The sequence below is a fragment of the Saccharopolyspora sp. NPDC050389 genome, assembly GCF_040655595.1.
Taxonomy (GTDB): Bacteria; Actinomycetota; Actinomycetes; order Mycobacteriales; family Pseudonocardiaceae; genus Saccharopolyspora.
Map to the genome: position 1 here is coordinate 3,523 of NZ_JBFAKG010000074.1, position 24,077 is coordinate 27,599.

The following is a 24,077-nucleotide window of genomic DNA, read 5'->3' on the forward strand; positions in this document are numbered from 1 at the left end:
GACGACCGTCTTGGTTGGGTTGCCATAGCAGCCCAAAAGACTCACGGCCCGCTTGCTTACTGGCTCGGCTTACTGGCCGGGCGGCTGGTCGCGCAGGACGCAGGTCAGCCGCGCCGAGCAGGTCCGCCGGTCCTTCTCGTCGGTGATCACGATGTCGTAGGTGGCCGTCGCGCGGCCCCGGTGCACGGGCGTGGCGACGCCGGTGACCACGCCCTCGGTGGCCGCGCGGTGGTGCGTGCAGGTCAGCTCCAGGCCCACCGCGATCCGGTCGTCGCCCGCGTGCAGCGCTGCGGCGATGGAGCCCACGGTCTCGGCCAGCACCGCGTTCGCGCCGCCGTGCAGCAGGCCGTAGGGCTGGCGGTTGCCGGCGACCGGCATGGTGCCGACCACCCGATCGGGGGCCCATTCGACGATTTCGATGCCCATGAGCGCGGTGAGCTGCTCCTCGGCGGCCGTCAGCACCTGGTTCAGCCGGTCGTTCTCGCTGGTCACCGCATCGCCGTCGTTGAGCGCAGTCACGCCTGGGTCCTCCCGTCGCCTCCGGTACAAGCTGTCAGAGCTTCAGCCTAGACTCGCCGCCGTGACGCATTCCGAGGACCGACGCCTGCTGCTCATCGACGGCCACTCGATGGCCTACCGCGCCTTCTACGCCCTGCCGAAGGAGAACTTCCAGACCGGCACGGGGCAGCACACCAACGCGGTCTACGGCTTCACCTCGATGCTGATCAACCTGCTCCGCGACGAGCAGCCCACGCACCTGGCGGTCGCCTTCGACGTCTCCCGCAAGACCTTCCGCAGCGAGGCCTTCACCGAGTACAAGGCCAACCGCAGCGCCACCCCGGACGAGTTCCGCGGCCAGGTCAGCCTGATCCAGGACGTCCTCGGCGCGCTGAACATCCCGGTGCTGAGCAAGGACAACTTCGAGGCCGACGACGTCATCGCGACGCTGACCACCCAGGCCACCGCGGCGGAATTCAAGGTCGCGATCTGTACCGGCGACCGGGATGCGCTGCAGCTGGTCACCGACGACGTGACGGTGCTGTACCCGACGAAGGGCGTCTCGGAGCTCACCCGCTTCACGCCGCAGGCGGTCGAGGACAAGTACGGCTTGACGCCGCAGCAGTACCCGGACTTCGCGGCGCTGCGCGGCGACCCGTCGGACAACCTGCCGAAGATCCCGGGCGTGGGCGAGAAGACCGTCACCAAGTGGATCCAGCAGTTCGGTTCGCTGGCCGACCTGGTGGACCGGGTCGACGAGGTCAAGGGCAAGGTCGGCGACGCGCTGCGCGAGCACCTGTCGTCGGTGCTGCTCAACCGGCAGCTGACCGAGCTGGTCCGCGACGTCGAGCTGGAGCTGGCGCCGGCGGACCTGGCGGTGCGGGCCTGGGACCGCGACGCGGTGCACCGGCTGTTCGACGACCTGGAGTTCCGGGTGCTGCGGGACCGGCTGTTCGCGACGCTGTCCAGCGCCGAGCCCGAGGTCGAGGAGGGCTTCGAGATCTCCGGCGGGATCGTGCAGCCCGGTCAGCTGGCCGGGTGGCTGGACAAGCACGCCCGCAACGGCAACCGGGTCGGGCTGGCGTGCACCGGGCAGTGGGCCCGCGGCCACGGCGACCTGACCGGCGTCGCGCTGGCCACCGCCGACGGCGCGGGCGTGTTCGTCGACGTCGCCGCCCTGACCCAGGAGGACGAGCAGGCGCTGGCGGCCTGGCTGGCCGACCCGGCGACGACGAAGGCGGCGCACGACGTCAAGGGGCCGCTGCACGCCATCCGCGACCGCGGCTGGACGGTGGCGGGCCTGACCAGCGACACCGCGCTGGCGGCGTACCTGGTGCGGCCCGGGCAGCGGTCCTTCGAGCTGCCGGACCTGGTGGTCCGCTACCTGCAGCGCGAGCTGCGCGCGGAGCAGGGCGACGACGACGGGCAGCTGTCGCTGCTGGAGGACGAGGCGGAGACCAAGGAGAAGGCCGCCTCGACCGAGCTGGTGAAGGCGCGCGCGGTGGCCGAGTTGGCCGACGCGCTGGACGCGGAGCTGGACCGCATCGACAGCCGTGGGCTGCTCACCGACCTGGAGCTGCCGCTGCTGGTGGTGCTCAGCGAGCTGGAGGGCGCCGGCATCGCGGTCGACGCCGAGCAGCTCGCCGAGCTGGGCGCGCGCTTCGCCGCGCGCGTCAAGCAGGCCGCGCAGGACGCTTACGGCGTGATCGGCAAGGAGATCAACCTCGGTTCGCCGAAGCAGCTGCAGGTGGTGCTGTTCGACGAACTGAACATGCCGAAGACCAAGCGCACCAAGACCGGCTACACCACCGATGCCGAGGCGCTGCAGACGCTTTACGAGAAGACCGAGCACCCGTTCCTGCAGCACCTGCTGGAACACCGCGACGCCACCCGGTTGAAGACCACTGTGGACGGCCTGGTGAAGTCCATTTCGGACGACGGGCGGATCCACACGACGCTGAACCAGACCATCGCCGCCACCGGCCGGCTGTCCTCGACCGACCCGAACCTGCAGAACATCCCGATCCGCACCGAGGAGGGCCGCCGGATCCGGGAGGTCTTCGTCGTCGGCGGCGGCTACGCGGAGCTGATGACCGCCGACTACAGCCAGATCGAGATGCGCATCATGGCGCACCTCTCCGGCGACGAGGGGCTCATCGAGGCGTTCCGCACCGGCGAGGACCTGCACAACTACGTCGCGTCCAAGGCCTTCGGGGTGCCGATCGACGAGGTCGACCAGGAACTGCGCCGCCGGGTCAAGGCGATGTCCTACGGGCTGGCCTACGGCCTGTCGGCGTACGGGCTGGCGCAGCAGTTGCGGATCTCCGCCGAGGACGCCAAGGCGCAGATGGACGCCTACTTCGCCCGGTTCGGCCGGGTCCGCGACTACCTGCGGGAGGTCGTAGACCAGGCGCGCAAGGACGGCTACACGTCGACGATCCTCGGGCGCCGCCGCTACCTGCCGGACCTGACCAGCGACAACCGGCAGCGCCGGGAGATGGCCGAGCGGATGGCGCTCAACGCGCCGATCCAGGGCAGCGCGGCCGACATCATCAAGGTCGCGATGCTGGGCGTGCACCGCGCGTTGCGGGACAACGACATGCGGTCGCGGATGCTGCTGCAGGTGCACGACGAACTGATCATCGAGGTCGCCGACGGCGAGCGGGACGAGGTGGAGAAGCTGGTGCGCGACCAGATGGGCTCCGCCTACCGGCTGGACGTGCCGCTGGAGGTCTCCGTCGGAGTCGGCCGCTCCTGGGACACCGCCGCGCACTGAGCTCGTCACGGTCCGAACGCCGGTCGCTACTTATTGAAATCGCGTTGCGGGGCCGTCACGAAGTGGTCACTCGCCGGAGTCTGCGCGGTGCAACCCCTTTGAATGGCGGATGTCACCGTCGGTGGCCCCGCCCGAACCCGCATCGCATCGGTGCGGATAGCCTGCCGTACGCGCGTTTGCCGGACGCGCGCTGACCGGGCGTCGGTCGGGCGCGGCCATCCGCGCCAACCCCGAGGAGGAGCATGATCAGCATCGACAGAGTGGACCACCTGGTCCTCACCGTCGCCGATGTCGATCGGGCAGTGGAGTTCTACGAGCAGATCCTCGGCATGACGCCGGTGGAGTTCCCCGGTGAGCGGCGCGCCGTGAGCTTCGGCCGGCAGACGATCAAGCTGCACGCGGCGAGCGAACTGGTGGAGCCGACCGCGACGCACCCGGTGCCCGGCTCGGCCAACCTGTGCTTCGTCACGTCCAACGCGCTGTCCGAGGTCCAGGAGCACCTGCGCGCGAACGAGGTGCGCATCGAGGAGGGCCCGGTCAGCCGGATCGGCGCGGAGGGCCCGATCACCTCGCTCTACCTGCGCGACCCGGACGGCAACCTGATCGAGGTCGCCCGCTACGACGATCCCGTCGAGGAGACCTCGGCCGAGTAGCGGCTCGCCCCGTCCATCCCGCCTCGCGCCACCCGGCGGTGTCGTGATCGCTCGATCGTGGCACCGGCGCTGGCGCTACCTTTGCGCCCATCGGGGAAGGGGCCGTGCTGGGGCATGGAGCGGGGTTGTGAAAAGTGGGTTCGTCCTCGGGATTTACGAGGGATACGGTTGCGCTCCTGACGGGGCAGATCGTCGATGCGCTCAGATGCCCGGTGGGCCTGGGCGATGAGCGGCAGTGGTTGGCGTGGCTGACGAGCGAGACAGTCCGGCCGGAGCGAGGCCGGGATGAGCTCGCCGCCGCGCTGATCGCGCATTGCCGCGCGAAGGAAGTCGAGCCGCCGGGGCCCGACCAGGCCCGGGAGATGGCGAGCCGGGTATTACAGGACTTCGAAACGCTGCTCTGCCACCGCGTCGCGGATCGAATGGGCGACTCGGCGGACCAGTTGGAGCTCCTGCTGGTGGATTCCGCGGAGCGTCCTGAGTGGTCGCTCGCCGAGCTGCGGTCCGAGGTGCGCCGGATCGACCTGAAAGAACTCCTGCTGGAAATAGACAGCCTGATGTCGTTGCAGGCGCTGGGGCTGCCGACCGAGCTGCTGGTCAAGCTGGAGGAGCACACCGCGGACCAGGTTTGGCTGGGCGCTCTCCTGACGGAGGTCGACCGGCAGGTCGCGTTGCAGGCGCTGCGGCTTCCGATCGAGCTCTTCGACGATGTTCCGGCGGAACTGGTGGAGGCGTGGTGCGCGCGGGCGGCTCGCGCGCGCCCCGACGAGCTCCGGTCGCAGCCGCGCGCGGTCCGCGTGACGCTGTTGAGCGCGCTGTGTTCCGTGCGCCACAAGGAGATCACCGATCTGTTCGGGCGGGTGCTGGTCGGCCTGCTGCACCGGCTTCGGGAGCGGGTGGAGCAGCGGCTCGACGAAGCCGCCCACGCCACCTTGCAGATGCAAGCGCGGGACGTGCTCCTGGTCGCGCTGGCCCAGGCCGCCCTGGATCGTCCCGACGACACCGTCCGGGAGGCCCTGTACCCGATCGCCGGCGAGCGATTGCTCAGGGAGCTGACGCGCGACAGCGGGGCCCGCGACGCCGTTCGGAGCCGGCGCAAGCGCACGGTGTTGCGAGGCACGTATTCCGCGCACTACCAACAGGTTCTCAAGCTGGTGCTGGCGGGACTGGAGTTCCGCTGCCGGGACGCCGGTTGCTGGCCGATCATGGCCGCGCTCGGCGAGCTGGTGAGCGACTACTCCGCGTGCTGGGGCGATGGCCGCTTCTACGACTCCGCCCAGGACATCCCGCTGGACGACGTGGTTCCGGAGGAGTGGCGGGAAGCGGTGGTGGACCAGGAAGGTCGCATCGAACGCGCCGTCTACGAGCTGTGCGTGCTGGTATCGCTGCGGGATCTGCTCTGCACCCGGCGGATCTTCCTCGCCGGGGCGAGCCAGTGGGGCAAGCCCGGAGGCGACAGGACGCCGGGCTTGCTGCGCCGCACGGACGAGGCCTTCGCCTGGCCGAGCTAGCGCGGCTGGACTCTGCCCCGGGGGCAAAGTCCAGACTGGTCGCATGCTCGGTATCGGGGATTTCGCTCAGTTGACCGGATTGAGCGCGAAGGCGTTGCGGCTGTACGACAAGCAGGGGCTGCTGAAGCCGGCCGCGGTCGATCCGTGGTCGAACTACCGGCGCTACTCGGCCGGCCAGCTGGAGTCGGCGATCCGGCTGAAGGCGCTGCGCGCGGCCGACATCGGGCTGGCGGAGGTCGAGCGGGCGCTGCTCGGGCGACGCGAGGCGGCCGAGGTGCTCGAAGAGCACCGCGCTCGGCTGGCCGAGCAGCGGCAGCGGCAGGACGCCGCGCTGGAGGCGGCGACGGCGTTGCTGGACGGCGACGCGCGGGGTTGGGAGATCCAGGAGCGGCAGGCCGGAGCGCAGCACTGGGTGGGCGTGGCGCTGCCGGTGGCCGACGGCACCGATGAGGAAGTGACCGACGAGCAGGCGAATGCCGCTTTCGGCGCGTTGTGGGAAGCGTTGGCGGCGATGGACAACGCGCCGATCGGCCCGTTCTGGTCGTCGATGCGCGCCGGTTCCACAGAGGACGATGTCGAGCTGCTGTGCTGCTGGCCGGTCGCTCGGGCAGTGCCAGCGGACTGGGGGATTCCGGAGTGGACGGTCGTGCGCGGCGAAGTCCGGGCGGGACCGGAGCTCGCGGTGGGCTGGCGGCATGACGACGGCGTTGCGGTCATCGACTCGGCGGTGCATCCCGCCGTCGTCGCGCTGCTGGCCGAGGCCGAGCGGCGCGGGGTCGACCTGGATCTAGCGGCGATGCGCCAGATCGGGCGGCTCGACGAGACCGGCGACGCGATCGGCATCGAGGTCGCCATCCCGCTGACCTGATCCGCACGCCGGTGCTGCCGGTGCCCAAGCACCGGCAGCACCTTCCTCGTCTTACGGTTCTTTCAGGTGCGGCGTCAGCCGCATGCGGTGAGGGACTCAGCTCGCACCGCCAAGCAAACCCATTCTGAAATTTCCCCTCAAAGGGACAGTTCGGGTTTGAGGCGGGTGGGGGTCCAGACCCGCTGGCGCCAGGCCGCGATCGTGCTCAGCAGCAGGGACGCCACCAGGTAGCACAGCAGGACCGCGGCCGCGTTCGTCGCGGCCGTCGTGCCCGCCCCGCCGTAGAGCAGGTGGCGCAGGCCGTTGACGACGTAGCCCAGCGGCAGCACTTGGTGCAGTGGGTGCAGCGGCTCCGGGATCGTCTGCCACGGGAACGTGCCGCCCGCGGTGACCAGCTGCAGCACCAGGATGATCAGGGCGATGAACTTGCCCTTCGGCCCGAACGCCGCGTTGAGCGCGTGCACCACCGCGGTGAAGGCGAACGACGTCAGGATCAGGAACCCGAGCGTCCACCAGGTGTGCGCCGGCTGCACACCCACCCCGAACACCACGACCAGGTACAGCAGCACTGCCTGCACGAACCCGACGATCGCCGCGGGCAACCAGCCGCCGATCGCGACCCGCCAGGGCGCGACACCGGCGGCGAGCGCACGGTTGGACAGCGGGCGCATCAGCAGGAACAGCACGAAACCGCCGATCCACAGCGCCAGGCCCATGAAGAACGGCGCCAGCCCGGCCCCGTAGGTGCCGGCCTTGACCTGGGCCATGGTGTCGATGGCGACCGGGTCGCCGATGGTGTCCGCGGTGGCGTTGCGGGTGTCCTCGTCGGGGTTCGGGATCTCGTTCAGGCCTTCGCCCAGCTTCGTCGCGAGCGTGTTCGACCCGTCCGCGAGCTTGCCGGAGCCGTCGGCGAGCTGCTTGGTGCCGCCCGCGAGCTGGTCGGCGCCGCTGCTGAGCTGTTTGGTGCCTGTCAGCGCCTGCTGCTCACCGGCGCGGAGCTGCTGCGCGCCGTCGTCGACCTGGACGGCACCGTCGGCGAGGCGGCCGATGCCGTTGGTCATCGTCGGCATCGCGTTGGCCAGCGCACGGTTGCCGTCCGCGACCTGCTGGGAGCCGTCGGCGAGCTTCCGCAGCTGGCCGACCTGCGTCTGCACCTTGCCGTTGGCGTCGGTGATGGGCTTGTTGAGCTCGTCGATGCCCGCGACGATGCGCTGCACCGCGTCCTCGTCCAACCCGTTCTTGCGGAGCTGGTCGGCGATGTCCTTCTTGGTCGAGCTGAGGTTGTCGACGATCTCCTGCGAGAGCCCGCCGAGCGTCTCCGCCTTGGACGCGAGCTGCTCGTTGCCGGCCGCGACCTGCGCTGCGCCGTCGGCGAGCTTCGCGGTTTGCTCCGGCAGCGGCGCGGTCGACCGCCGCAGTTCGGTGAGGCCGCCGCGCAGCTGCTGCGTGCCGTCGCTGAGCCGGTTCGCGCCGTCGGAGAGCTTGGTCTGGCCGTCGACCAGTTGTTGGGCGCCGTCCGCCAGCTTGTCGGTGCCCTGCCGGGCTTCGCCGAGGTGGTCGCGGAGCTCGCCCGCGCCGTCGGCGATCTGGCCCGCGCCGTCGGCGGCCTCGGCGGTCTTGTCGTGCACGGTGCTGAACCCGAGCAGGAACTGGTTCGCCGCCTCGGTCCCGGCGCTGGCCGCGACGCCCTTGCGAACCTCGGAGGCCACCTTGTCGGCGATGGTGCCGACCAGGTAGTTGTTGGCGTCGTTGGTGATCAGCTGCAGCTTCGCCTGCCGCGGCTCGAAGTCGGCGGGGGAGATCAGCGCCCCGGAGAAGCCCTTCGGCACCACCAGCGCGAACGTGTACCGGCCGCTGGCGACGCCGTCCTGCGCCTCCTGCGCGTCGGTGCGGCTCCAGTCGAAGGTGTCGGAATCCAGGAGCTCCTGGTAGACGTCCTGGCCTGCGTCCAGCCGCGTGCCGTCCTCGCGCTGCGCGCCCTGGTCGTCGATGACCACGGCCGCGGGCACCGAGTCGAGCTTCCCGTAGGGATCCCAGTTCGCGTAGATGTACATCGCGCCGTACAGCAGCGGCACCAGGGTGACCGCGAGCAGCGCGAGCTTGGGCAGTTTGCCCGAAGTGAGGCGGCGCAGCTCGGTGGCGGCGAGCCGGAATGTAGTCATCGCAGACCTTCAGCAGAATCCAGAGTGGACTGTTCGGGGTTGTCCGCGCCGACGCGGGCGGGCGAGATGCCCAGCTTGTCGGCGGAGTGCGGGGAGCAGAGCACGATCACGGCCAGGCCGCGCTCGGCCTGGCGGGCGACGAGGGAGTACCAGCCGGTGGGGTCGCCGCCGTGGCGGTCGGGGCAGTCCAGCACCAGGGCCTTGGTGGCGCGGCCCTCGCAGGCGAGCTCGGTCAGCAGCCGGGTGCGTTCGTATCCGGCCAGGTGCTCGAAGCGCTGCTCGGCGGCCCCTTCGGGGAGCCAGTCGTGGGCCGACAGCCAGTCGCGGACCCTGCGGCGGCCGGATCTGCGGCCCGCCAGGCTCAGGCCTTCCGCGACGACGTCGCGCACCGCCAGCGCGTCGTCGGGTTCGGTGATCTGCGGCGCGTCGACGACCGCGACGCTGCGTCGCAGCGCGGTCGTGTCGATGGCGCCGTCCAGGCGCACGCTGCCGCGGGTGGGGCGCAGCCGGCCGGAGAGGGCCAGCGCCAGCGCGGTGCGGCCGGAGTTCGGATCGCCCGCTACCAGCAGGACCTGCCCGGTCCGCGCCCGCAGCGTTGTGGGCGCCAGAAGCGGCCCGTGCGCTCCGATGACCTCGACGCCAGTGGCGACGATCTCCACGCAGACTCCTCGACTTTCACGACCGGTGCGCCGGTCGCGCGAGCGTCAGCGCAGCGCGGTGGCCGGGCGCACCTCCCACATCGTCCACAGCGGCCGGTAGCCCTGGCGGGGCCAGAACACCGAGGACAACGGGTTGGGCGGGTTGTAGTACAGGAAGCTGCCGACGGCTCCGGCACGCGCGAACTCGTTGTGCGCCGTGGCCATCAGCTGCTGGCCGACGCCGGTGCCCCGGAGCTTCTCCTGCACCGACACGCAGTTGACGTACGCCCACGTGCCGGATCGGAGCCGGGAGCCACCGGGTGACTTGGCGGTGTCGACCCAGCCGCACTCCGCGACCGCGACCGGCGTCCCGTCCTGCTCCGCCAGCCACACCGGATCGCTGGAGTGCAGGCGCACGTGCGCAGCGGTCCGCTTCAGCTGCGGAGCGTCGGGTCGGTACGTCGATGTGCCGACCATGGCCGCGTACTCGAGCTCGTTGAGGGTGAGTTCGACGACGGCGTCCAAGTCGGCCGGTCCGGCGCGACGTATGTTTACGGTACCAGATAGTTTCGTATATGCAACCGGTGCGGTCGGCCGCACGGACAGGCAGGCCAGCGGCAGGAAACCGTGGTCCAGCAACGCCCTGGTCGCCTCGACGTCCCGGCTCGGCCACACGACCGTGCAAGCCGAGTTGGGCCCCGGCGAGGCCTGCTTCGCCAGCCACTCGCGCCAGGCGTGCAGCAACGCGTCCATGCCGGCGCGGGGCTGCTCTCCGACGATCGGGAAGAGCTCGAAGACCTCGCCGGCCTGCCAGAGGCTCTGCGCCGACCCCGCCGGATTCGAGTTCCGCGCGACGAGCCCGGCGGCCGTGCCGCCGCCGGGGATCCGGGCCACGATCGCCTCGCCGCCGGCCGGCAGCTGGTGGACGTCCGGCAGTTGCGGGTCCAGTGCGGCGAACCGCGCGAACTGCGCCCGCATCAACTCCTGTGCAGTCGCCACGACTTCCCCTCGTGTAGGACTGGTTGTTTGTTCTTGAAGCGGCGCCGGCCGCTTAATCCACCCACGCAGCTTGCACCGCCGCGGGTTCTCAGGCGTCGTCTGGCGAGGACGGCCCGAGGAGTGGGGGATCCCGAAGTCCGGACGGCGTCGGCGCGAACGAGTCTGGGAAAGATTCTCTCAGCGGTGGCAGACGAAGATCGCGGTGCCGGGGAACAGGCGTCCGCGCAGCGGGCTCCACTGCCCCCAGGTCTGAGTGTGCCCCGCCGGCCACTCCGGCTCGATCAGATCGACCAGGTGCAGCCCGGCGCCGGCCAGCTGGCGGACGAAGTCGCCGAGGGTGCGGTGGTGCTCCACGTAGGTGGCCCGGCCCGCGTCGTCGACCTCCAGGTACGGCGTGCGGTCGAAGTAGGAGTGCGTGGCGGTCAGCCCGGTCGGTCCCGGATCGTCGGGAAAAATCCACCGCATCGGATGCGTCACCGCGAAGACCCACCGGCCGCCCGGCCGCAGCACCCGCGCGACCTCCCGGAACACCGCGCCGGCATCGGCCACGAACGGCACCCCGCCGAACGCGGAGCAGGCCAGGTCGAAGGAGCCGTCGGCGAACGGCAGGCAATCCGCGCTCGCCTGCACCAGCGGCACCGCGGTCCCGCTGCGCTCGCCACCCTCGACGGCGTGCCGCAACATGCCAGCCGAGATGTCCAGCCCCACCGGGTGCGCGCCCTGGTCGGCCAGCCACCGCGAGCACGACGCCGCGCCGCAGCCGACCTCCAGCACCCGCTTGCCCCGGACGTCGCCGAGCAGGCCGGCGTCGGCCTCGCGGAGCCGCTCCGGGCACCACATGAAGTCGCTGTCGCCGAGGAACGCGCCGTGCTCGGCTTGGTAGTCGTCGGCGTCGGCGTCCCACCACAGCCGGCTCGCCCCCCGCGATTCCGCCGCGTCGACAGTGCGTTTGCTCACACCCGTTGTGCCCAACAGCCGCTCCGCGGAGCTATTCTGGAGCTCGTCGTCTTCCGGGTCATCGGCTCGTGCCAAGGATTCCCCCCCGCCGATATCGGGTATTGCTCGGACGTGGAGCATTCTCCTCGCCCGGGGGCGGCCGGTCGTTCAGGCGTACCGCGGTTTGCCCGACGATCGAGAAAGCGCGTACGATACCGCCCGCGCCGTAGGTCTTTCGCCGGCGGTTCTTCCCTGCCGGGTCACACCGGCGGTGGGGGACGGTCGGCGGAGCGGAAACTCCTGGTCCAGCAAGCCTGTTGGGCTCGGCCCGATGCCCGGGGCGCGGCAACAACGTAGATCCAGCGACCAAACTATCCGTACCGGAGCAACCCACCTGATGTCCACCGACACCACCACCGTCCCGACTGCAGCCGCCACCAAGCCGCAGGTCGCAGTGAACGACGTCGGGACGGAGGAGGACTTCCTCGCCGCCGTCGACCAGACCATCAAGTACTTCAACGATGGGGACATTGTTGAGGGCACCATCGTCAAGGTCGATCGCGACGAGGTGCTGCTTGACATCGGCTACAAGACCGAGGGCGTCATCCCGTCCCGCGAACTGTCGATCAAGCACGACGTCGATCCCGCCGAGGTCGTGACCGTCGGCGACTTCGTCGAGGCGCTTGTTCTCCAGAAGGAGGACAAGGAAGGCCGGCTGATCCTCTCCAAGAAGCGCGCGCAGTACGAGCGCGCCTGGGGCACCATCGAGGAGCTCAAGGAGAAGGACGAGCCGGTCAAGGGCACCGTCATCGAGGTCGTCAAGGGCGGCCTCATCCTCGACATCGGGCTGCGCGGCTTCCTGCCCGCCTCGCTGGTCGAGATGCGCCGTGTCCGCGACCTGCAGCCCTACGTCGGCCGCGAGCTCGAGGCCAAGATCATCGAGCTGGACAAGAACCGCAACAACGTGGTTCTGTCCCGCCGCGCCTGGCTGGAGCAGACCCAGTCCGAGGTCCGCAGCGAGTTCCTCAACCAGCTGCAGAAGGGCCAGGTCCGCAAGGGCGTCGTGTCCTCCATCGTCAACTTCGGTGCGTTCGTCGACCTCGGTGGCGTTGACGGTCTGGTGCACGTCTCGGAGCTGTCCTGGAAGCACATCGACCACCCGAGCGAGGTCGTCGAGGTCGGCCAGGAAGTCACCGTCGAGGTGCTCGACGTGGACATGGACCGCGAGCGCGTCTCGCTGTCGCTGAAGGCCACCCAGGAAGACCCGTGGCGTCAGTTCGCCCGCACCCACGCGATCGGTCAGATCGTGCCGGGCAAGGTCACCAAGCTGGTGCCGTTCGGTGCGTTCGTCCGCGTCGACGAGGGCATCGAGGGCCTGGTGCACATCTCCGAGCTGGCCGAGCGCCACGTGGAGATCCCGGAGCAGGTCGTCCAGGTCGGCGACGAGGTGATGATCAAGGTCATCGACATCGACCTGGAGCGTCGCCGGATCTCGCTGTCGCTGAAGCAGGCCAACGAGGGCTTCAGCCCGGACTCGGAGTTCGACCCCACCCAGTACGGGATGGCGGCCGAGTACGACAACGAGGGCAACTACATCTACCCCGAGGGCTTCGACGTGGAGACCCAGGAGTGGACCGAGGGCTACGAGAAGCAGCGTGAGGAATGGGAGCGGCAGTACGCCGAGGCCCACACGCGCTTCGAGAAGCACATCGCCCAGATCACCAAGGCCCGCCAGGCCGACGCGGAGGCCGCTGCGGCCGCCGCGGCCGGTGGCGGCGAGGAGCCGACCAGCGGTGGCGGCAACTACTCGTCGGCTTCCAGCGACGAGCAGGACAGCGGTTCGCTGGCCAGCGACGCGCAGCTGGCTGCGCTGCGGGAGAAGCTCTCCGGCGGCGCGTGAGCCTGACGCCTAGCGGCTGAGGCAACACACCACGGCCCCGCACCTTTCGAGGTGCGGGGCCGTGAGTCTTTTCGGGCGCCGTGGAACCTGTCTTGGCTTTGGGGTGAACGGCCCGTTCGTCTCGTCTATCGAAGCGAACGGGCCGTTCACTTCACACCGGTCGGCCGACGTGGCCTGTCGGGCTGGCAAGATGGGTTTCGTGTTGCGGGTGGGATTGAGCGGTGGAATCGGGTCCGGCAAGTCGACGGTCGCTCGGCGGCTGGTGGAGCTCGGCGCGGTGCTCATCGACGCCGATGCGCTGGCCCGCGAGGTGGTGCAGCCGGGCACGCCTGGGCTCGCCGAACTCGTCGAGAGGTTCGGCGAGGACGTCCTGGACGCCGACGGCGCGCTGAACCGCCCGGCGTTGGCGGGCAAGGTCTTCGGCGACGACGAGGCGCGCGCGGACCTCAACGCGATCACGCATCCCAAGATCCGCGACCTGACGGCCGAGCGGATGGCGCAGGCGCCCGCCGACGCGGTCGTCGTGCACGACGTGCCGCTGCTCGTCGAGGTCGGCTACGCGCCGAACTACCACCTGGTGGTCATCGTCGATGCGCCGGAGCCGGACCGGGTGCGGCGTCTGATCGACCGCGGCCTGGCGGAGGACGACGCCCGCGCTCGCATCGCCGCGCAGGCCACGGTCGAGCAGCGGCGCGAGGTCGCGGACGTCTGGCTGGACAACAGCGGTTCGGTCGATGCCGTGCTGGCCCAGGTCGATGCGCTGTGGCAGGACCGGTTGGTGCTGTTCGAGGAAAACTTGCGGCTGCGCCGCCGCCCGCCGAAGCGGGCGCCCAAGCTGGTCGATCCGGATCCGGAGTGGCCGCGGCAGGCGCGGCGGCTGATCGCCCGGATCGAGCGCGCCGCGGGCGACAAGGCGGTGCGGATCGACCACGTCGGCTCCACCTCGGTGCCCGGCCTGCCCGCGAAGGACATCATCGACCTGCAGCTGACGGTCCGGTCGCTGGCGGACGCGGATGCGCTCGCCGAGCCGCTGGGCGAGGCGGGTTTCCCGGTGCGGCCGGGCATCCTCGCCGACACCCCGCATGTCTTCGCGCCCGATCCGGCGCTCTGGGAGAAGCGGATCCACGTGTCGGCCGATCCGGGCCGCTACGCGAACCTGCACGTCCGGGTCGACGCCACGCCGGGTCAGCGCGTCGCGCTGCTGTTCCCGGCGTGGCTGCGCGCCGACGAAGCGGCCCGCGACGAATACCTCGCGCTCAAGCGGAAGGTGGCGGCGGAACACGCGGCCGACCCGGACTACGGCGCCTACGCGGACGCCAAGGAACCTTGGTTCGCCAAGGCGCTCCCCGAAGCCTGGCGTTGGGCCGAGCGCACCGGTTGGACCGGCTGAGCCCGGCTCAGGTCGCCGGGCGGAGGGGTTCGGCGATCTTGGCGTAGCCGTGGGCTTCGGCGTGCCGGAGCGCCGTGACGCCGTCGTTGTCGGGGATGTTCGCGTCTGCTCCGGCGTCGAGGAGGATCTGCACGATCTCCTGGTAGGGGCGGCTTCCGTCGCCGAGGATCACCGCTTCGAGCAGCGCCGTCCAGCCGAGGCGGTTGACGTTCAGTCCGGCGCGTGCGGCAGCGCGCACGTAGTCGACGTGGCCGCGCTCGCTGGCCGGGATGATCGCGATGCCGCCGAAGCGGTTGGTCACCGTGAAGTCGGGGTTGGCGGGCAGCAGCGCTTCGAGCATCGCGACGCTGCCGGTCACGCCGGTGGCGAGGAAGGCACTGTCGCGGCGGTCGTCCTGGGCGTTGGGGTCCGCGCCGGCCTCGACCAGTTCGCGGGCCACGTCGACGTGGTCGCCCAGCGCGGCCAGGAGCAGCGGGGTGCGCTGGTGCTCGTCGCGGGCTTCGACATCGGTCCCCGCGGCGATCTCGGCGCGGACCGCGTCGACGTCGCCGGTGCGGGCTGCCTGCAGGAGTTGTTGATCCGCCATCGGTATCGGGATCCTTTCCGGGCTGAGCTTTTTCTCGTGAGTGCTCGCTCCGGTTCTTACCGGAACGAACACTCACGAGGGGGTGGAGGGCGCCGTTGCCCTCCACCCGGTGCGGTGGGGCGATTTCGGGGCCCGCCCCACCGCGCTCAGGACGCCGAGCGGAGGATCTCGGCGATCTTGGGGTAGCCGTTGCGCTCGGCGTGCTGCAGCGCCGTCAGGCCGTTGCGGTCGCGGATGTTCACGTCCGCACCCGCGTCCACGAGCAGCCGTGTGACCTCCTGGTAGCGCTCGCTTCCGTCGCCGAGCACCACGGTTTCCAGCAGCGCGGTCCAACCGGGGTCGTTCACGTGGTTGATGTCGATGCCGGTCTTCACCGCCGCGCGCACGTATTCGACGTGCCCGTGCTCACCGGCCGGAATCAGCGCGGTGCCGCCGTAGCGGTTGGTCAGCGCGAAGTCGGGGTTGGCGGGCAGCAGCGCTTCGAGCATGCCGACGCTGCCGGTGACACCGGTGACGAGGAAGGCGCTGTCGCGGCGGTAGTCCTGGGCGTCCGGATCGGCACCGGCCTTGACCAGTTCACGGGCGACGTCGACGTGGTCGGCGAGCGCGGCCAGCAGCAGCGGGGTGCGCTGGTGGTCGTCGCGCGACTCGACGTTGGCGCCGGTGGCCAGCGCGGCGCGCACCTGGTCGAGATCGCCGTCGTCGGCGGCGCGCAGGAGCTGCTGATCCGCCGCGGGGTTGGGCGCGCGTTCGGGGGCGGGCTGCTGCTGTTGTTGTTCCGCCGGTGCCGGGGGAGCCGCTGGCACAGCCGGCGGCTCGGCCGGAGCACAAGCGGCGAGTGCGATCGCGGCGAACACTCCGACTGCCACTCGTCGGCTGATCGCACCGGTTTGCGCGGTCCTCATCAGGTCCTCCTGCTCGGGTGCTGGCCGGTCCCCGGCGACGCCGGGGACCGGCCGGGGGTTCAGCGCAGTTCGGCCTGGATGGCCTGCAGCCCGGCGCGGGCGAACTCCTCGTCCAGGTCACCGCTGGGCGCACCGGCCACGCCGATGCCCGCGATCGGCGAGCCGGCGGTCACCGGGACGCCGCCGCCGAGGAACAGCGTGCCCGGGATGTCGCGCAGCGTGGCGCCGTCGCCGGTGGCCTGCTTGCCCAGCTCCGAAGTCGCCCGGCCCCAGGCGACCGCGGTGAACGCCTTGCGCTTCGCCGACTCGCCGCTCTGCGGGCCCGCGCCGTCGCCGGTCAGGCGCACCCGCTCGTTGCCCGCGCGGTCCACGATGGACACGGTGACGCGCTGGCCCTTGGCCTCGGCGGCGTCGAGCGCGGCCTGCGCGGCCTTGGTGGCGGAGTCGATGCTCAGCACCGGCTGCTGCAGGACGGCGGCCGGGGGACGCGGCGGGGTCTGCTGCTGGGCCGGGTCGGCCTGCGCGACGGTCAGACCGGTGGCGCCGCCGAGGATGCCGAGGCCGACCAGGGTGCCGACGATTGCGCGGTTGCGGGTGGTGGACTGCATCGGGATTCGCTCCTAGCTCCGATTGGCTTGTGCTTGAAGCTTCCGTCGCAGGCGGGCTCCGGACGTCGTCGGAAAGGATCGTTCGACGGCCTTGCGCGGTGGATCCCGGATCAACCGATCCATTGATGCGGGCGCGCGGCGCGCCGTCTAGGTTCGTGTCTTCGAACCCGCCGCGACCGCGCGAGAGGACCGCTTTGACCGACGACCTCCGGCCGGGAGGCTGGCTGTACCGCGCGATGCACGTGGGCTTCTTCGTGCTGCTCGCGTCTTCGGCATCGCGTTACGTCGCCGCGCACGGCCTGGCGGGCGTGACCCCGCTGCTGCTGGGCCTTTCCGGGGCGCTGGTCGTGGTCTACGTGCTCGGTGTCGCCTTCTGGGAGCAGACCAAGCACGTGCGGCAGGTGTGGTTAGGCGCGGTGGTCGCGCTCTGGTGCGCGCTGGTGCTGGTGGCGCCCAGCTTCAGCTGGTGCGCGGTGCCGTTGTTCTTCGTCTGCTTGCGGCTGCTGCGGCCCAAGCCCCTGATCATCGCCGTGGTGCTGCTGACGGCGACGGTGATCTTCGGGCAGCTGCGGCTGGCGCCCCGGTTCGAGGTCGTCGACGTGCTGGTGCCGCTGGCCGTGGCGACGATGGCGACCGCGGTGTTCCTGGAGCTGCGCCGGGAGAGCGAGCGCCGCAAGGCGCTGATCGACCAGCTCGTGCGCACGCGCGGCGAACTGGCCGACGTACAGCGCGAGGCGGGCATCAGCTGGGAGCGCGAGCGGCTGGCCCGCGAGATCCACGACACGATCGCCCAAGGCCTGTCCAGCATCCGGATGCTGCTGCAAGCGGCGGAGCGCGGCGGCGACACCAACGAGCACGTGCGGCGCGCGGGCGAGGTCGCGGAGGACAACCTCGCCGAGGCCCGTCGGTTCGTGCGCGGGCTCGCGCCGGCCGCGCTCGAGCGGCAGTCGCTGCCGGAGGCCCTGCGCGAGCTGGCCGGCCGGACCGCGGCGGAGTCGGGTGTCGAGGTCCGCTTCGAGGTGGTGGGCGAGGCGCTGCCGACCAGGGCGGCCGACGACGCGGTGCTGCTGCGGGTCGCCCAGGGCGCGCTGGCCAACGTCCGCGAGCACAGCGCGGCGCGCATCGCCGCGGTGACGCTGTCCTATTTGGACGATGAAGTTACCTTGGACGTGCGCGACGACGGCACCGGTTTCGACCCGGCGGCCCCGCGTCCCGGGACCGGGCGCGGCTACGGGTTGTCCGGGATGCGGGCGAGGGTGGAGCAGTCGGGCGGCACGCTGGCGGTGGAGAGCCGGCCCGGAGAGGGCACGGCCGTGGCGGCTACGTTGCCGGTGGGAGGGATCTCGTGACGGACGCGGTGCGGGTGCTGGTGGTCGACGACCACCCAGTGGTGCGGGCCGGGCTGCAGGCGCTGCTCGCCGGCGATGCGGGCATCGAGGTCGTCGGCGAGGCCGCCACGGCGGCGGAAGCCGTGCGGCAGGCGGACGCCTTCCGGCCCGACGTGGTGCTGATGGACCTGCAGCTCGGCGACGGGGTCGAGGGCGTGGAGGCGACCCGGCGGCTGCTGACGCTGGACACGCCGCCGCGGGTGCTCGTGCTGACCACCTACGACGCCGACACCGACATCGCCCGCGCCATCGACGCGGGCGCCACCGGCTACCTGCTCAAGGCCGGGCCGCCGGAGGAGCTGTTCCAGGCGATCCGGGCCGCCGCGCAGGGCAAGACCATGCTCTCGCCGGAGATCGCGTCCCGGCTGCTGCAGCGCAGCCGCGCGCCGGAGCAGTCGCTGAGTGCCCGCGAGGTCGAGATCCTGGAACTGCTGGCGCAGGGCCTGGGCAACAAGGAGCTGGCCAAGAAGCTGTTCATCAGCGAGGCGACGGTGAAGACGCATCTGGTGCACATCTACTCGAAGCTCGGCGTGGACAGCCGGATGGCGGCGGTGAGCGCGGCGGTGGAGCGCCGCCTCATCCGCCTCGAATCCTCACCGCGTTGACAGGCGTCTCTGCAGGTCAGGGCCCGTGTGTACGTTGTGTCGCTATTATAGAGGCTGTTTCCAACCTCGTTCTGCGTGGCGGTGCGGGTGGCGGAACCTCAGGCGCCTTCTCACTGTGGGATCCCCGACATCATGAATGACCAATTCACCACGTCGGGGCTGTCCTCGCGAGAAGACACCTGAGAACCCGCGGCGGTGCAAGTTGCATAGGTGGGCTAAGCGGCTGCGCCGCTTCAAAGACAAAAGCCCCGCGTTACCACATCCGCACGTCACCACATCCAAAACAGCCTCTATAGCAGCACCAAGTACACACGGGTCCGGACCGGTAGCTCACCAGATGTCGAAGATGCCCCTGTGGGCCAGCCATTGGTTGAGGTCCCGGTGGCGGGTCACCTCGTCCAGCGTGCGGTGCACCGTGCGCAGCGCGTAGTCGGCTTCGCTGAGCCGGATCAGGCCGTTGCCGACCGCGGTGGCGAACTCGGCGGCGTGCGTGATCCGCGGGCGGCCGTGCTCTCCGACCTCCAGACCGAGCAGCAGGTCGGTCGTGGTCCACGACCGGGTTTCGCGCTCGATGTGGACCGCCGTGAGCAGGCTCGGTCCCCGGCGGGAGTGCCTGCGGCGCGGGCGGTAGCGGGTCAGCCGCAGCCCGAGGTCGGGCAGCAGCCAGGTGATCTCGGCGTCGTGGTCCGGTGCCTCCGGTGTCGGGCACTCCACGGAGAGTCCCCAGCGCTCGACGTGGCAGACCTCCAGCTGCGCGACGAAGCCGGAAGGCTGCCTACGCTGCGAGCTGAAGACGTCGATAACTTCAACCAATTGGGGTGAAATCACAGCGCTCACGGCGTCAGACAGTAACGGGAAAACAGCGTTTAAAGATCGACAGCACCAGTTTTTAACGTAACTTTTCGGAGCTCGTCGAATATCGATTCGGTACGTGTCGCAACCGTCACCGGGATGGCGGTAGCTTTCGCTGGTCCGGCACGGGACCTTGGACAGGTTGCCCGTGCCACGACAGCTCGATTCCGTTGTCGCGCAACCATTTCGCCAGGTCGTACCCGTGCCGGGCGAGGCCATCGACCGCAGTGCAGGCGCGCCGCATCGCGCGCTCCGCGGTTTCCGGGTCGAGCAGTTCCGCCCGCACGGCGATCAAGAATTCGTCGACGTCCAGCAGTTCCGCCGCGCGCCCGTCCCGCACCACGATGTCCAGGTAGTGATCGACCGTCCGCCACTGCCGTTCGCCCGGCTCTACGTCCGCCACGTCGACGTAGAAATCCACGTCGTCTTCGTGGCCCGGATGCCAGTACCAGCGCGTCACGCGCAGCCCCAGCGCGGGCAGCAGCCAGGATTCGAGGGCGGCGATGCGGGGATGCCCGGGAGTCGGGCGGGCCAGGTAGAGGCCGAAGGGCTCGCGCGCGTAGTGCGTCACGGTGCGCACGTGGCCCTTGGGGTCGGTGTTGGTGTTCGCGACCAGGTCGAAGACCTCGACCTTCGGCGGGTGAACGGGCAGGCCGAGCTGTTCGGCGATCTCGCGCTGCGTGGTCACCCTGCCACTGTATGCGGGCGGGCGCGACGTCCGAAGGTCGTCGCGCCCGCTATTCCTTCACCACTTGTGCTCCCTCACCTCCGATCGGTCGGGGTCAGGTCGTCGCGCGGGTGGCGTAGGCCGGAGCCATCGTGCCCAAACCCGCGAGGATCAGGACCGCTCCGCCGATCACGTTGCACAGCACGCTGCTGGTCGTGATGGCGGTGCCGCTCATGACGAATACGGCCACGATCGTCCACACACCCAGCACCGGAACGGTCCAGGCGATGCCGTGCGTGCGGTGGTAGGCGGCCGCGAACGAGAGCCCTAGAACGGTCGCGGTCAGACCGGTGACCAGGTTGTTCAGCGTCAACGACGGCGTCATTGCGGAGAAGCCGGTGATCCACGGCGACAATGCGACGAACAGGCCACCGAGCACGGTGAAGCCGTCCGCCACCTGAGCGGTCGGAGTTTCCGCTGCCCGCTCGTAGCGCAGGCGCATCTCGGTGAGATCCGGATGCCCAGCGATAGGTGCGCTGCTCGACATCACACCACCTCCTGCACTGGGGTGACGTAACCCATTATCTGCCCTGGTAGCCGTTTGAGCACCCCGTGACGCGACACGATGTCGGGGTGGGCTCGTACATTGGTTGTCGTGGCATTCGCGACTGAGCACCCCGTACTGGCCCGCTCCGAGTTTCGGCCGGTCAGCGACATCCCGCGGACCGACGCCCGGTTCCGCATGGTCAGCGACTACCAGCCCGCCGGCGACCAGCCGCAGGCGATCGCCGACCTGGAGCGCCGGATCAACTCCGGTGAGAAGGACGTCGTGCTGCTCGGCGCCACCGGTACGGGCAAGTCGGCGACCACCGCCTGGCTGATCGAGCGCATCCAGCGGCCCACCCTGGTGCTGGAGCCGAACAAGACGCTGGCCGCCCAGATGGCCAACGAGCTGCGCGGCTTCTTCCCGGACAACGCCGTCGAGTACTTCGTCAGCTACTACGACTACTACCAGCCCGAGGCGTACGTCCCGCAGACCGACACCTACATCGAGAAGGACTCGTCGATCAACGAGGACGTCGAGCGGCTGCGCCACTCCGCCACGTCGAACCTGCTCAGCCGCCGCGACTGCGTGGTGGTCTCGTCGGTGTCCTGCATCTACGGCCTGGGCACCCCGCAGTCGTACCTGGACCGGGCCATCCCGCTGGCGGTCGGCGGCGAGATCGACCGCGACGTGTTCCTGCGCGCGCTGGTGGACGTCCAGTACACGCGCAACGACATCGCGTTCGCCCGCGGCACGTTCCGGGTGCGCGGCGACACCGTGGAGATCATCCCGGCCTACGAGGAGCTCGCGGTGCGCGTGGAGTTCTTCGGCGACGAGATCGACCGGCTGCACTACCTGCACCCGCTGACGGGCGAGATCGTGCGCGAGGTGCGCGACCTGCGGATCTTCCCGGCGACGCACTACGTGGCCGGCCCGGAGCGGATGGAGAAGGCCATCCGTGGCATCGAGGCCGAGCTGGAGGAGCAGCTGGGCCTGCTGGAGAAGCAGAACAAGCTGCTGGAGGCGCAGCGGCTGCGGATGCGTACCCAGTACGACATCGAGATGATGCGCCAGGTCGGCTTCTGCTCCGGCATCGAGAACTACTCCCGGCACATCGACGACCGCCCGGCCGGGACGGCGCCCGCGACGCTGATCGACTACTTTCCGGACGACTTCCTGCTGGTCATCGACGAGTCGCACTACACGGTGCCGCAGATCGGCGGCATGTACGAGGGCGACGCGTCCCGCAAGCGGACCCTGGTCGAGCACGGCTTCCGGCTGCCCAGCGCGCTGGACAACCGGCCGCTGACCTTCGAGGAGTTCTCCGACCGGATCGGGCAGGCGATGTACCTGTCGGCGACGCCGGGCCCGTACGAGATGGCGCAGGCCGGCGGCGAGTTCGTCGAGCAGGTGATCCGCCCGACCGGGCTGATCGACCCCGAGGTGATCGTCAAGCCCACCGAGGGCCAGATCGACGACCTGGTGCACGAGATCCGGGAGCGCGCCGAGCGTGACGAGCGGGTGCTGGTCACCACGCTGACCAAGAAGATGGCCGAGGACCTCACCGACTACCTGCTCGAACTGGGCATCCGGGTGCGGTACCTGCACTCCGAGGTCGACACGCTGCGGCGGGTCGAGCTGCTGCGGCAGCTGCGCCTGGGCGAGTACGACGTGCTGATCGGCATCAACCTGCTGCGCGAGGGCCTGGACCTGCCGGAGGTCTCGCTGGTGTCCATTCTGGACGCCGACAAGGAGGGCTTCCTGCGCTCCGGCACCAGCCTGGTGCAGACGATCGGCCGCGCGGCGCGGAACGTGTCGGGCCAGGTGCACATGTACGCGGACCGGATCACCGACTCGATGCGGCACGCCATCGACGAGACCAACCGGCGGCGCGCCAAGCAGACGGCCTACAACGAAGAGCACGGCATCGACCCGCAGCCGCTGCGCAAGAAGATCGCCGACATCCTGGACCGGGTGTACGCGGAGGCAGAGGACACCGAGGAGTCGGTGGCCGTCGGCGGTTCCGGCCGCAACGTCTCGCGCGGCAAGAAGCCGACCGGGGAGGCGGTGGCCGGCGCCGGGCTGCTGGAGGATCGCGACATCAAGTCGATGCCGCGCGCGGAGCTGGCGGACCTGGTGCAGCAGCTCAACGACCAGATGATGAACGCGGCCCGCGAGCTGCAGTTCGAGCTGGCGGCGCGGCTGCGCGACGAGATCCACGACCTGAAGAAGGAGATCCGGGGCATGGACGCCGCCGGCATCGAGTGACGCGTGCCGAGGTGCCGTCGGAACAAGCGACTCCGCCCGGGCAGATCCGGCCAGTGCGCTTCGTCATCTGTCCAAATTGGATGAGCGCGCCGCGGCTGGGTTGGCGAGGCTGGTGATCGGCCACCACGCGACCGGGTGGGCTGGACTACGGTGATCGCAAGCGGGCAGTCGTCGGGTCGGCAACTGGGGAGTCGTCATGCACGTGGTCGTCGTCGGTAGTGGGATCGCGGGCACGTCGGCCGCGCTGGCGCTGTCCAAGGCCGGGTTCGGAGTGAGCGTGCACGAGGCGCACCCGGACATCGGTGCGGACATCGGGGCGTTCCTGACGGTGGCGGCCAACGGTTTGCTGGCGTTGCGCCAGATCGACGTCGTGCCGGCGGCGGGTTTCCCGTTGACCTCGCTGCGCCTCACCGGTAGCGACGGCGGCGAGATCGCGGTGTCCACATTAGATGGTGAGTTCCGCTGCCTGCGTCGCGCCGAGTTGTGCGAGCTGCTGCGGTCGGAGGCCCACCGCCGCGGCCTGCCCATCGAGTACGGTGCGCGGTTCGTCGGCGCGGAGCAGGACGGCGACCGGGTGGTGGCGCGTTTCGCCGACGGCCGGGAGGTCGCGGGAGACCTGCTCCTCGGTGCCGACGGGCTGAACTCGGTGGTGCGCCCGTTGGTCGACCCCGCGTCGAAGCGCTACGCGGGCCAGCAGGTCTTCTACGGCTACGCCGATCGCGCCGCGCCGCCGCACGAGCCGGGACGCATCGAGATGATCCGGGGCGGTCGCAGCGCCTTCGGCTACGCGGTCTCGCCGGAGGGGCGGACGTACTGGTTCAGCCGGGTGCCGGCGCCGCCGCTGGACGGCGCGGAAACTGCGGCGGCCATGCGCGACCGGTTGCTCGCGGCACTTCGCCCGGACCGGACTCCGGCGGCGGACATCGTCGCAGCCACCGACACCGTGCTCGCCACCAACGCCCACGACCTCGTGCCGACACCGCGCTGGCGCAACGGCCGTCTGCTGCTCATCGGTGACGCGGCGCACGCGGCATCCCCGGCGACCGGCCAGGGCGCGTCGATGGCGGCTGAGGACGCAGTGGTCCTGGCCAAGGCGCTGCGCGACCACGGGAGCTTGGACGGCTACGAGCGACTGCGCCGACCGAGGGTCGAGCGCAACACGGCCCGCAGCGCGCAGCTGAGTGCCGCGCTCGCTCCCGACCACGCGGAACGAGCCGAAGAGGTCGAACGGCTGAGCCTGCGCCACACCGACGCCCCGCCGGACGGCGACCCGGCGGACTGGCTCGACTGGGACACCGAACTGCCGTCGAAGGTGTAAAGGTG

At 70.3% G+C, this 24,077-nt stretch carries 21 protein-coding genes; 10 read left to right on the forward strand and 11 right to left on the reverse strand.

Annotated features, from left to right (window positions below; all coding sequences use genetic code 11):
• Nucleotides 1-69 precede the first annotated feature (69 nt).
• Nucleotides 70-492 (reverse strand): hotdog fold thioesterase, encoded by a 423-nt coding sequence (locus AB0I53_RS35660; protein WP_358613115.1) that lies wholly within the window; start codon nucleotides 490-492, stop codon nucleotides 70-72.
• Nucleotides 493-580: 88 nt separating this feature from the next.
• On the opposite strand from AB0I53_RS35660, the gene polA reads away from it, so the two are divergent.
• The 4 genes from polA to AB0I53_RS35680 all read left to right on the forward strand — a co-directional run bounded on the left by polA (nucleotide 581) and on the right by AB0I53_RS35680 (nucleotide 6,306).
• On the forward strand, nucleotides 581-3,274 hold the full coding sequence (gene polA / locus AB0I53_RS35665; RefSeq protein WP_358613029.1) for a DNA polymerase I: 2,694 nt from the start codon (nucleotides 581-583) through the stop codon (nucleotides 3,272-3,274).
• Nucleotides 3,275-3,516: 242 nt separating this feature from the next.
• Nucleotides 3,517-3,927, forward strand: a complete 411-nt coding sequence (locus tag AB0I53_RS35670) for a VOC family protein (protein WP_358613031.1) — start codon at nucleotides 3,517-3,519, stop codon at nucleotides 3,925-3,927.
• 212 nt (nucleotides 3,928-4,139) lie between these two features.
• Entirely contained in the window at nucleotides 4,140-5,438 is a 1,299-nt protein-coding gene (locus AB0I53_RS35675; protein ID WP_358613033.1) for a hypothetical protein, read from the forward strand.
• A 43-nt stretch (nucleotides 5,439-5,481) separates the two neighbouring features.
• Entirely contained in the window at nucleotides 5,482-6,306 is an 825-nt protein-coding gene (locus AB0I53_RS35680) for a MerR family DNA-binding transcriptional regulator (protein ID WP_358613035.1), read from the forward strand.
• Nucleotides 6,307-6,443: 137 nt separating this feature from the next.
• On the opposite strand, the gene AB0I53_RS35685 is transcribed toward AB0I53_RS35680, so the two are convergent.
• From AB0I53_RS35685 to AB0I53_RS35700, 4 genes are all read right to left on the reverse strand, one after another.
• Nucleotides 6,444-8,468, reverse strand: a complete 2,025-nt coding sequence (locus AB0I53_RS35685; RefSeq protein ID WP_358613037.1) for a YhgE/Pip domain-containing protein — start codon at nucleotides 8,466-8,468, stop codon at nucleotides 6,444-6,446.
• Nucleotides 8,465-9,127, reverse strand: a complete 663-nt coding sequence (locus tag AB0I53_RS35690) for a hypothetical protein (RefSeq protein ID WP_358613039.1) — start codon at nucleotides 9,125-9,127, stop codon at nucleotides 8,465-8,467. The genes AB0I53_RS35685 and AB0I53_RS35690 overlap by 4 nt, the downstream gene beginning before the upstream one ends.
• A 45-nt stretch (nucleotides 9,128-9,172) precedes the next feature.
• The gene (locus tag AB0I53_RS35695; protein ID WP_358613041.1) at nucleotides 9,173-10,105 is read right to left on the reverse strand and encodes a GNAT family N-acetyltransferase; all 933 of its coding nucleotides are present in this window, start codon (nucleotides 10,103-10,105) and stop codon (nucleotides 9,173-9,175) included.
• 177 nt (nucleotides 10,106-10,282) lie between these two features.
• Nucleotides 10,283-11,137 (reverse strand): class I SAM-dependent methyltransferase, encoded by an 855-nt coding sequence (locus tag AB0I53_RS35700; protein WP_358613043.1) that lies wholly within the window; start codon nucleotides 11,135-11,137, stop codon nucleotides 10,283-10,285.
• Nucleotides 11,138-11,438: 301 nt separating this feature from the next.
• On the opposite strand from AB0I53_RS35700, the gene rpsA reads away from it, so the two are divergent.
• Complete coding sequence (gene rpsA, locus AB0I53_RS35705) at nucleotides 11,439-12,941, forward strand: 30S ribosomal protein S1 (protein WP_358613045.1); 1,503 nt, start codon at nucleotides 11,439-11,441, stop codon at nucleotides 12,939-12,941.
• Nucleotides 12,942-13,140: 199 nt separating this feature from the next.
• Complete coding sequence (coaE, locus tag AB0I53_RS35710; protein ID WP_358613047.1) at nucleotides 13,141-14,331, forward strand: dephospho-CoA kinase; 1,191 nt, start codon at nucleotides 13,141-13,143, stop codon at nucleotides 14,329-14,331.
• Nucleotides 14,332-14,338: 7 nt separating this feature from the next.
• On the opposite strand, the gene AB0I53_RS35715 is transcribed toward coaE, so the two are convergent.
• The 3 genes from AB0I53_RS35715 to AB0I53_RS35725 form a co-directional block, all read right to left on the reverse strand.
• Nucleotides 14,339-14,917, reverse strand: a complete 579-nt coding sequence (locus AB0I53_RS35715) for an ankyrin repeat domain-containing protein (protein WP_358613049.1) — start codon at nucleotides 14,915-14,917, stop codon at nucleotides 14,339-14,341.
• Nucleotides 14,918-15,063: 146 nt separating this feature from the next.
• Nucleotides 15,064-15,822 carry an ankyrin repeat domain-containing protein gene (locus tag AB0I53_RS35720; RefSeq protein WP_358613051.1) on the reverse strand — a complete coding sequence of 253 codons (759 nt, stop codon included), beginning with the start codon at nucleotides 15,820-15,822 and terminating at the stop codon, nucleotides 15,064-15,066.
• Nucleotides 15,823-15,881: 59 nt separating this feature from the next.
• Nucleotides 15,882-16,430, reverse strand: a complete 549-nt coding sequence (locus AB0I53_RS35725) for a heme-binding protein (protein ID WP_358613053.1) — start codon at nucleotides 16,428-16,430, stop codon at nucleotides 15,882-15,884.
• 194 nt (nucleotides 16,431-16,624) lie between these two features.
• Here AB0I53_RS35725 and AB0I53_RS35730 point away from each other — a divergent pair, with 194 nt between their 5' ends.
• A complete protein-coding gene (locus tag AB0I53_RS35730; protein ID WP_358613055.1) occupies nucleotides 16,625-17,779 on the forward strand; it encodes a sensor histidine kinase in 1,155 nt (384 codons plus the stop codon).
• Complete coding sequence (locus AB0I53_RS35735; protein WP_358613057.1) at nucleotides 17,776-18,423, forward strand: response regulator transcription factor; 648 nt, start codon at nucleotides 17,776-17,778, stop codon at nucleotides 18,421-18,423. The genes AB0I53_RS35730 and AB0I53_RS35735 overlap by 4 nt, the downstream gene beginning before the upstream one ends.
• 330 nt (nucleotides 18,424-18,753) lie before the next feature.
• On the opposite strand, the gene AB0I53_RS35740 is transcribed toward AB0I53_RS35735, so the two are convergent.
• The 3 genes from AB0I53_RS35740 to AB0I53_RS35750 all read right to left on the reverse strand — a co-directional run bounded on the left by AB0I53_RS35740 (nucleotide 18,754) and on the right by AB0I53_RS35750 (nucleotide 20,489).
• A complete protein-coding gene (locus AB0I53_RS35740; RefSeq protein ID WP_358613059.1) occupies nucleotides 18,754-19,236 on the reverse strand; it encodes a hypothetical protein in 483 nt (160 codons plus the stop codon).
• Between the two features lie 130 nt (nucleotides 19,237-19,366).
• Nucleotides 19,367-19,963: a DUF402 domain-containing protein gene (locus AB0I53_RS35745; protein WP_358613061.1), complete on the reverse strand. Its 597-nt coding sequence runs from the start codon at nucleotides 19,961-19,963 to the stop codon at nucleotides 19,367-19,369.
• A 94-nt stretch (nucleotides 19,964-20,057) separates the two neighbouring features.
• Nucleotides 20,058-20,489 carry an SPW repeat protein gene (locus tag AB0I53_RS35750; protein WP_358613063.1) on the reverse strand — a complete coding sequence of 144 codons (432 nt, stop codon included), beginning with the start codon at nucleotides 20,487-20,489 and terminating at the stop codon, nucleotides 20,058-20,060.
• A 108-nt stretch (nucleotides 20,490-20,597) separates the two neighbouring features.
• Here AB0I53_RS35750 and uvrB point away from each other — a divergent pair, with 108 nt between their 5' ends.
• Entirely contained in the window at nucleotides 20,598-22,754 is a 2,157-nt protein-coding gene (gene uvrB / locus AB0I53_RS35755) for an excinuclease ABC subunit UvrB (RefSeq protein WP_358613065.1), read from the forward strand.
• A 196-nt stretch (nucleotides 22,755-22,950) separates the two neighbouring features.
• On the forward strand, nucleotides 22,951-24,072 hold the full coding sequence (locus tag AB0I53_RS35760; RefSeq protein ID WP_358613067.1) for an FAD-dependent monooxygenase: 1,122 nt from the start codon (nucleotides 22,951-22,953) through the stop codon (nucleotides 24,070-24,072).
• The last annotated feature ends 5 nt before the right edge of the window (nucleotides 24,073-24,077 follow it).